8 protein-coding genes are annotated in these 8125 nt (G+C 69.2%); 7 read left to right on the top strand and 1 reads right to left on the bottom strand.

The window, feature by feature from the left end; translation table 11 throughout:
• The 7 genes from QMK24_RS40080 to QMK24_RS40050 form a co-directional block, all read left to right on the top strand.
• A partial coding sequence (locus tag QMK24_RS40080; RefSeq protein ID WP_283471834.1) for a vitamin B12 dependent-methionine synthase activation domain-containing protein occupies positions 1-215 on the top strand: 215 nt, incomplete at its 5' end.
• Entirely contained in the window at positions 212-1105 is an 894-nt protein-coding gene (gene metF / locus QMK24_RS40075) for a methylenetetrahydrofolate reductase [NAD(P)H] (RefSeq protein ID WP_283471833.1), read from the top strand. The genes QMK24_RS40080 and metF, both read left to right, overlap by 4 nt.
• A complete protein-coding gene (gene ahcY / locus QMK24_RS40070; protein ID WP_283471832.1) occupies positions 1083-2537 on the top strand; it encodes an adenosylhomocysteinase in 1455 nt (484 codons plus the stop codon). The genes metF and ahcY overlap by 23 nt, the downstream gene beginning before the upstream one ends.
• A gap of 162 nt (positions 2538-2699) precedes the next feature.
• The gene (locus QMK24_RS40065; protein WP_283471835.1) at positions 2700-4244 is read left to right on the top strand and encodes an acyl-CoA carboxylase subunit beta; all 1545 of its coding nucleotides are present in this window, start codon (positions 2700-2702) and stop codon (positions 4242-4244) included.
• A gap of 17 nt (positions 4245-4261) precedes the next feature.
• Entirely contained in the window at positions 4262-4435 is a 174-nt protein-coding gene (locus tag QMK24_RS40060) for an acyl-CoA carboxylase epsilon subunit (RefSeq protein ID WP_283471831.1), read from the top strand.
• A gap of 118 nt (positions 4436-4553) precedes the next feature.
• Complete coding sequence (locus QMK24_RS40055; RefSeq protein ID WP_283471830.1) at positions 4554-4931, top strand: acyl carrier protein; 378 nt, start codon at positions 4554-4556, stop codon at positions 4929-4931.
• A gap of 828 nt (positions 4932-5759) precedes the next feature.
• On the top strand, positions 5760-7664 hold the full coding sequence (locus tag QMK24_RS40050) for an APC family permease (RefSeq protein ID WP_283471829.1): 1905 nt from the start codon (positions 5760-5762) through the stop codon (positions 7662-7664).
• Positions 7665-7685: 21 nt separating this feature from the next.
• On the opposite strand, the gene QMK24_RS40045 is transcribed toward QMK24_RS40050, so the two are convergent.
• Complete coding sequence (locus QMK24_RS40045) at positions 7686-8003, bottom strand: hypothetical protein (RefSeq protein WP_283471828.1); 318 nt, start codon at positions 8001-8003, stop codon at positions 7686-7688.
• Between the last annotated feature and the right edge of the window lie 122 nt (positions 8004-8125).

Genomic DNA, 8125 nt, shown 5'->3' with positions numbered 1-8125 from the left:
TCCGTACCGAGTACCAGGGCTGCCGCTACTCGCTGGGGTATCCGGCCTGCCCGGACCTGGAGGACCGCACCAAGATCATGGACCTGCTCAAGCCGGAACGCATCGGCGTCATCCTCTCCGAGGAGTTTCAGCTGCACCCCGAGCAGTCCACCGACGCGATCATCATCCACCACCCCCAAGCCGGCTACTTCAACGCTCATGGAGGCCCCTCATGAGCACCCTGCGCGAGATCCTGGCCACAGGAACCCGGTCCTTCTCCTTCGAGTTCTTCCCGCCCAAAACGGACGTGGGAGACCGCTCCTTGTGGGACACGATCCGCCGGATCGAGGCCGTGGCGCCCACCTTCGTCTCCGTCACTTACGGCGCCGGAGGCTCGTCCCGAGCCCGCACCATCGACGTCACCCAGCGGATCGCCGCGCAGACGAATCTGCGCCCGGTGGCCCACCTCACCGCGGTCGGCCACTCGGTCGCCGAGCTGCGGCGCATCATCGGGCAGTACGCCGACGCCGGTGTCCGCGATGTGCTCGCGCTGCGCGGTGACCCCCCGGGCGACCCGCGCGGCGCGTGGGTGCCGCACCCGGACGGGCTCAACTACGCGCGGGAACTGGTCGCTCTGGTCAAGGGGTCGGGGAACTTCAGCATCGGCGTCGCGGCCTTCCCCGAGCGCCACCCCCGCTCGCCCGACTGGGAGACCGAGGTGCGGCACTTCGTCGCCAAGGCGCGGGCCGGCGCCGATTACGCCATCACCCAGATGTTCTTCCGGGCCGAGGACTACTTCAGGCTCCGGGACCGGGTGGCCGCCGCGGGCTGCGATCTGCCGATCATCCCGGAGATCATGCCCGCCACCGACGTCCGCCAGATCCGGCGCTTCGCCGAACTGAGCAACGCGACGTTCCCGGCGGACCTGGCCGCGCAGCTGGCGGCGGTCGAACACGACCCGGACGTCGCCCACCGGATCGGCGTGGACCACGCGACCGCGCTGGCCCAGCGCCTGCTCGACGCCGGTGCCCCGGGACTTCACTACATCACTCTGAATCGGTCCACCGCCGCCTTGGAGATCCACCGGAATATTAGGAGCGCAGATGCCGTCCCTCACCGCCGCTGATTTCAAGGTCGCGGACCTCTCCCTGGCCGCGTACGGCCGCAAGGAGATCACGCTGGCCGAGCACGAGATGCCCGGCCTGATGTCGATCCGTGCCGAGTACGCCGCCACGCAGCCGCTGGCCGGCGCGCGGGTCACCGGTTCGCTGCACATGACGATCCAGACCGCGGTCCTCATCGAGACGCTGGTCGCGCTCGGTGCCGACGTCCGCTGGGCGTCCTGCAACATCTTCTCCACCCAGGACCACGCCGCAGCCGCCATCGCGGTCGGCCCGAACGGCACGCCCGAGGACCCGCAGGGCACTCCCGTCTACGCCTGGAAAGGCGAGACGCTAGAGGAGTACTGGTGGTGCACGGAGCAGGCGCTGACCTGGCCGAACACCCCCACCGGCGGCCCGAACATGATCCTGGACGACGGCGGCGACGCCACGCTCCTGGTGCACAAGGGCGTCGAGTTCGAGAAAGCCGGAGCCGTCCCGGCCACCACCTGCGCCGACTCCGAGGAGTACGGCTACATCCTCAAGCTCCTGCGCCGCACCCTCGGCGAGGACGCCCAGAAGTGGACCCAGGTCGCCTCGGAGATCCGCGGCGTCACCGAGGAGACCACCACCGGCGTCCACCGCCTGTATGAGATGCACCAGGCCGGGGGCCTGCTGTTCCCTGCCATCAACGTCAATGACGCGGTCACCAAGTCGAAGTTCGACAACAAGTACGGCTGCCGCCACTCGCTGATCGACGGCATCAACCGCGCCACCGACGTCCTCATCGGCGGCAAGGTCGCCGTCGTCCTGGGCTACGGCGATGTCGGCAAGGGCTGTGCGGAGTCGCTGCGCGGCCAGGGCGCCCGCGTGATCATCACCGAGATCGACCCGATCTGCGCCCTGCAGGCCGCGATGGACGGCTACCAGGTCGCGACCCTGGAGGACGTGGTCGCCGACGGCGACATCTTCATCACCACCACCGGGAACAAGGACATCATCCTCTCCCAGGACATGGCCAAGATGAAGCACCAGGCGATCGTCGGCAACATCGGCCACTTCGACAACGAGATCGACATCGCGGGCCTGGCGAACATCCCGGGCATCGTCAAGGACGAGATCAAGCCGCAGGTCCACACCTGGACGTTCCCCGACGGCAAGGTCCTGATCATGCTGTCCGAGGGCCGGCTGCTGAACCTCGGCAACGCCACCGGGCACCCCTCGTTCGTGATGTCCAACTCCTTCGCCGACCAGACGCTGGCGCAGATCGAGTTGTTCACCAAGCAGAGCGAGTATCCCACCGGCGTCTACGTGCTCCCCAAGCACCTGGACGAGAAGGTCGCCCGTCTCCACCTCGACGCCCTCGGCGTCAAACTCACCACCCTGCGCCCGGAGCAAGCCGCCTACATCGGGGTGCCGGTCGAGGGTCCGTACAAGGCGGACCACTACCGCTACTGAACCATCGGCGCAGTCCGGCGAACCGACAAGGAAACCATGAGCATCTTCGAGCTGGAACGACAGATCACCGGTGCTCCACCGGTCACCATGCCGCCCTCGTCACCGAACCCGGACCCGGCCCAGACCCCCGTCGCCCGTCCGTCCGGGCCGGTGCCCGCGGACATGCTCGGCCGGATCGCCGAACTGGAAAGCCGCAAGGCGCAGGCGGAGGCGGGACCCAGCGAGCAGGCCACCCGCAATCAGCACGACCGCGGGAAGCTCACCGCCCGAGAGCGGCTGGAACTGCTCTTCGACGAGGACACCTTCAACGAGGTCGAGCCCTTCCGCAGGCACCGCGCGACGGGGTTCGGCCTGGAGGCTCGCCGGCCCTACACCGACGGGGTGGTGACGGGCTGGGGAAAGGTGCACGGCCGCACCGTCTTCGCCTACGCGCACGACTTCCGGATCTTCGGCGGAGCGCTCGGCGAGGCCCATGCCGAGAAGATCCACAAGCTGATGGATCTCGCCGAGTCGTCGGGCGCCCCGCTGGTCAGCCTCAACGACGGTGCGGGCGCCCGGATCCAGGAGGGCGTCACCGCGCTGGCCGGCTACGGCGGGATCTTCTCACGCAACACCCGGGCCTCCGGGGTGATCCCGCAGATCAGCGTGATGCTCGGCCCGTGCGCGGGCGGCGCCGCCTACTCACCGGCGCTCACCGACTTCGTGTTCATGGTGCGCGGGACCTCGCAGATGTTCATCACGGGGCCCGATGTGGTGCACGCGGTCACCGGCGAGCAGGTGACCCAGGAAGTGCTCGGCGGAGCCGACACCCACGCGGCGACCTCCGGTGTCGCGGCGTTCGCCTACGACAACGAGGACGAGTGCCTGGAGGAGGTCAGGTTCCTGCTCTCGCTGCTGCCGGCCAACAACCGCGAGCTGCCGCCGGTCTGGCCCTGCGACGACCCCGTCGACCGGCCCAACGACGTCCTGGTCGATCTCGTACCGGCCGATCCGGCGCAGGCGTACGACATGCGGGCCGTCATCGAGGAGATCGTCGACGACGGCGACCTGTTCGAGGTCCATGAGCGCTGGGCGACCAACGTGGTGTGCGCGCTGGCCCGGATCGGCGGCAATGTCGTCGGGATCGTCGCCAACCAGCCGGCCTCACTGGCCGGCGTGCTGGACATCCACGCGTCGGAAAAGGCGGCCAGGTTCGTGCAGACCTGCGACGCCTTCAACATCCCGCTGATCACCCTGGTCGATGTGCCGGGCTTCCTGCCCGGCAAGGACCAGGAGCACGGCGGCATCATCCGGCACGGCGCCAAACTGCTGTACGCGTACTGCAACGCGACCGTCCCGCGCATCCAGGTGATCGTGCGCAAGGCGTACGGAGGCGCGTACATCGTCATGGACTCGCGGTCCATCGGCGCCGACCTCTCCTTCGCCTGGCCGAGCAACGAGATCGCGGTGATGGGGGCGGAGGGCGCCGCGAACGTGGTGTTCCGCCGCCAGATCGCCGCGTCGCCGGACCCGGAGAGCACCCGGCGCGAACTGGTCGAGGAGTACCGGGACGAACTGATGCACCCGTACTACGCCGCGGAGCGCGGCCTGGTCGACGATGTCATCGACCCGCGCTGGACCCGGCGCACCCTGGCCCGCTCCCTGGAGATGCTGCGCTCCAAGCAGCAGGTCCTGCCGGCCCGCAAGCACGGAAACCCGCCGGTATGAGCGGGGGAGGGGGATGGGTGGTAGAGCGCGGCGACATCGGCCAGGAGGAACTCGCCGCCCTGGCCGTGGTCCTGGCGAGCCTGACGACACGCGCCCACGTACCCGCACCGGTGTCGGAACCGTCCCGCGCCGAATGGCGGCAGGGCTACGGCTACCAGTGCGCCGGCTCCTGGCGGGCGGCCGGGCGATGACGCGGAGGGCGGCGGAGACGGTGCGGCAGGTGCAGCCGCCCTCCATATTTCCTCGAGCGGGAGCGCCGACGCTGGCCCTCCCAACCATCGGAGCCCCGGAGCGGGGAGGGCGGCAAGGATGACGACGGTGCCGTGGGACACGGCGTTCGACGAAGTACTCAGGACCAGCCTCCCCCTGCTGAAACAGGGCGAGGAACTGCTGCCCGGCACACCGCTGTCGGACTACGGCCTCGACTCGATGGGGATGATGCAGCTCATCGCCCGGCTGGAGACCTCGCACGGGGTGAGCTTCCCGCCCGGCACGATGCCCTCCTGCGCGTTCGCCAACCCCGGAGTCCTCTGGGGCATGGTGCAGGCCGCGCAGCAGGCGGACGAGTGGTCAGGCGCGGACGGCGCCCGCCGCCGCCCCGCCCAACGCCGCCGCCGGACCGGCCTGGCCGGCTGGTCGGAACACGGCTCCCAGGAGACACCGGCCGGGGCGTCCTGGCAGATCTGAGCCCCCTCGAAGGCGGAGACCGTCACCGCGCGTCTTCCGCCGACTGAGCGCGGCTGTCCACCGAGGGGCATGCGGCGACCTGGCCACTTGGGGGAGGGTCCTTCGGCCCTCCGACAGGCCGGGCTGCCGACATGACGAGCCATTGAAACTGCGGCCGAACGCATCAGGGCACAAGTCTTTGTCCAGAGCGGGTCCAGCGGTTCTTGCGATGATCCCTCGAGGCCGTTTCCGAGAGGAGTACCGCGATGAGCTTCGTCGATCCGCGGGCTCCGGACGGGCAGTCACCTGCCCGGGGGGCGCAGATCGGCGATCGCGTCGACGTATTGGCGTCGCGTCGCCTCGGAAGTCATACCGCCACTCTCGACAGCTTGTGACACCGCACGCACCTATGTGCATAATGTAGATGCGTGCGGTCAAGCATGTAATCGTGAGCGGGCCTATTCGGGCGCCAGGAAGGACATGCGGGATTTACCCCAAGACGGAATGGAATCGGCCGTGCTGTGGGGAGATCGGGCGCGGCACCGGACGATCCCGGCATGTGCAGCAAATCGCCGATACGCAGACCAGGACCGTTCGTTGATGCATCCCTGATGAATTTTGCGCTCCACCATGCGCGATCTTGATGCGGCGGCCATCCGATGCCCGTCGGGCAGGCTTCGATACCCGGTCCGGGCCCGGCTCGGCCGCCGGCAGGCGCCAGACCTCCGGGAAGCCCGCTAAGAACGCGTGAAGATCCAGCGGATCGCCGCCAAGACAGCGCCAAGCCTCACATGAGCGTACGAATCCACCCCCACGATGAGTACGCACGTCAGGGAGGTACGACGAGAGATGACGATCATGTCCAAGCAGCAGAGTCCGGCGGACGCGGGACGGGCCGGGCAGCGGGAGGAGCCGCCCGATACCGACGACCGCCCCCTCGGCACGGCGGCGGAGGCCGACCGCGACGAGCGGCACCGGCTCACCGCCACCCAGGGTCTGGCGGCGCTGTCCCTGGACGCGATGGCGTCGGTCGCGTACGGGCCGGAGGCGATCGTTCTGGTCCTGGCCGCCGCGGGGGCGCACGGCCTGGGCTTCACGCTGCCCGTGACGCTCGCGATCGCCGCCCTCCTCGCCGTGCTGGTGGCCTCCTACCGGCAGGTCATCGCCGCGTTCCCCGACGGCGGCGGATCGTACGCGGTGGCCAAGAGGCATCTCGGCCGCCGCACCAGCCTGGTCACCGCCGCATCCCTCGTCCTGGACTACGTACTGAACGTCGCGGTGTCCGTCACCGCCGGCGTCGCGGCGCTCACCTCGGCCTTTCCCGCCCTGTACGGCGACCGGGTGTGGCTCTGTCTCGGGGTGCTGGTCCTGGTCACCGCGGTCAATCTGCGCGGCATCGTGGAGTCGGCCAGGGCGTTCATCGTCCCCACCGCCGTGTTCGTCGGCTCGATCCTGGTGATCATCGTGGTCGGCCTGTTCCGGGACGCGCCTGTGAGCACCTCCGCCTCGCACGGCCATACGTCCGTACTGGCCTCCAACGCCACCGCTGTCGGGGCGCTGCTCCTGCTGAAGGCATTCGCCTCCGGCTGTTCGGCTCTGACCGGCGTCGAGGCCGTCGCAAACGCCGTTCCCTCCTTCCGTGCCCCGGGCGCGCGGCGAGCGCAGCGCACTGAGGTGACGCTCGGCGCGCTGCTGGGTGTGATGCTGATCGGCCTGTCGGTGCTCATCGGCCGCTTCCATCTGCAGCCGGTGGAGGGCGTCACCGTTCTCGCCCAGCTCGCGGATGCCTCACTCGGCCACAACTGGGCTTTCTACGTGGTTCAGTTCGCGACGGTCCTACTGCTGGCGCTCGCCGCGAACACCTCCTTCGGCGGGCTGCCCGTCCTCATGGGTCTGCTCGCACGCGACAACTATCTCCCGCATGTCTTCGGCCTCAAGGCCGACCGCCAGGTCCACCGGCACGGGGTGCTCGCACTGGCCACGGTCTCCGCCGCGCTCCTGGTGTTCTCCGGCGGTGACACCAACACCCTGGTGCCGCTCTTCGCGATCGGCGTCTTCGTCGGCTTCACCATCTGCCAGGTCGGCATGGTGCGGCACTGGCGAGAGGAGCGTTCGGCGGGCTGGCGCGGCAAGGCCGCACTGAACGGGTTCGGCGCCGTCCTGACCGGTGTCTCCGCGGTCGTGGTGACCGCGACCAAATTCCAGGACGGCGCGTGGCTGATCGTCCTCGCACTGCCGCTGCTGGTGGCGGCGTTCGAGGCGGTCCACCGCGCGTACGGGCGGATCGGCCGGAGCATGGGACTGGGCCGGGTTCCCGAGCCGCCGCGCCGCTGCCACTCCGTGGTCGTCGTACCGGTCTCGAACCTGTCCCGGCTGACCAGCGAGGCGCTGACCGCCGCCGTGTCGCTCGGCGACGAGGTCATGGCCGTGACCGTGGTCCAGCCGGACGCCGAGGGCCGGATCACCGCCGAACTGCTGCGCCGTGACTGGGAGTTGTGGCAGCCCGGCGTCGACCTCGTGGAGCTACCCGCTCCTACCCGCTCGCTCGGCCGCCCGATCGTGGACTACGTACGGCAGCTGTCCGACCGGCAGCCAGGCATACGGGTGACGGTGCTGATCCCGGAGGCGGAACCCGCACACGTCTGGCAGCGTCTGTTGCAGAACCAGCGCGGCGCGGTCGTCGCCCACGCCGTCCGCCGGGACACGGACGCGGTGATCTGCCGGCTCCGCTTCCGGCTCACGGAGGACTCCTGAATCAGGATCTCAGGTACGGGATCACTCCAGGCCGGATGCGCTCATGATCTTGCGCGTTTCTTCGCCGTCGACGGCGTCGGCCAGCGCTTGCAGCGCGGGCGCTCCGGAGATCAGCAGTTCAGAGGCGAGGGAGCGACGGGCTCCGGATTCGAGCAGGTGCCACAGCAGGGGGTTGGCACTGAGTACTCTCGGGTCGAAGGCGGCGCGGGTGCCGAAGGCATCGCGCAGGACGACTCGGGGTGCGACGCCGCCCGCACACCGTACGGATACCAGGTATTCGGTGCGGATCCGGTGTTCGCGCAACAGGCCGCGCACCGAGAACCAGCCCTCACCAGCCAATGCCGGTGAGTTAGTGCAACGCTGCTGGTCAGACGCCTGAGCGCATGGGTTTCGATGGTTTCTTCCATGGTGACGTTGGGTAGCCCGTTGCGGTCTGGTGAGGGTTTGGACGACGGGCGGAC

Source organism: Streptomyces sp. PH10-H1 (genome assembly GCF_030063355.1).
In the GTDB taxonomy this organism is placed as follows: domain Bacteria; phylum Actinomycetota; class Actinomycetes; order Streptomycetales; family Streptomycetaceae; genus Actinacidiphila.
The sequence above is the reverse complement of the archived record's forward strand: the minus strand, read 5'-3'. Positions and strand labels throughout refer to the sequence as shown.

Bases quoted from the DNA above. Each gene is read 5' to 3' on its own strand.
- metF (WP_283471833.1), top strand. From the start codon at position 212: ATGAGCACCCTGCGCGAGATCCTGGCCACAGGAACCCGGTCCTTCTCC.
- QMK24_RS40055 (WP_283471830.1), top strand. From the start codon at position 4,554: ATGACGACGGTGCCGTGGGACACGGCGTTCGACGAAGTACTCAGGACC.
- QMK24_RS40050 (WP_283471829.1), top strand. From the start codon at position 5,760: ATGACGATCATGTCCAAGCAGCAGAGTCCGGCGGACGCGGGACGGGCC.
- QMK24_RS40065 (WP_283471835.1), top strand. From the start codon at position 2,700: ATGCTCGGCCGGATCGCCGAACTGGAAAGCCGCAAGGCGCAGGCGGAG.
- ahcY (WP_283471832.1), top strand. From the start codon at position 1,083: ATGCCGTCCCTCACCGCCGCTGATTTCAAGGTCGCGGACCTCTCCCTG.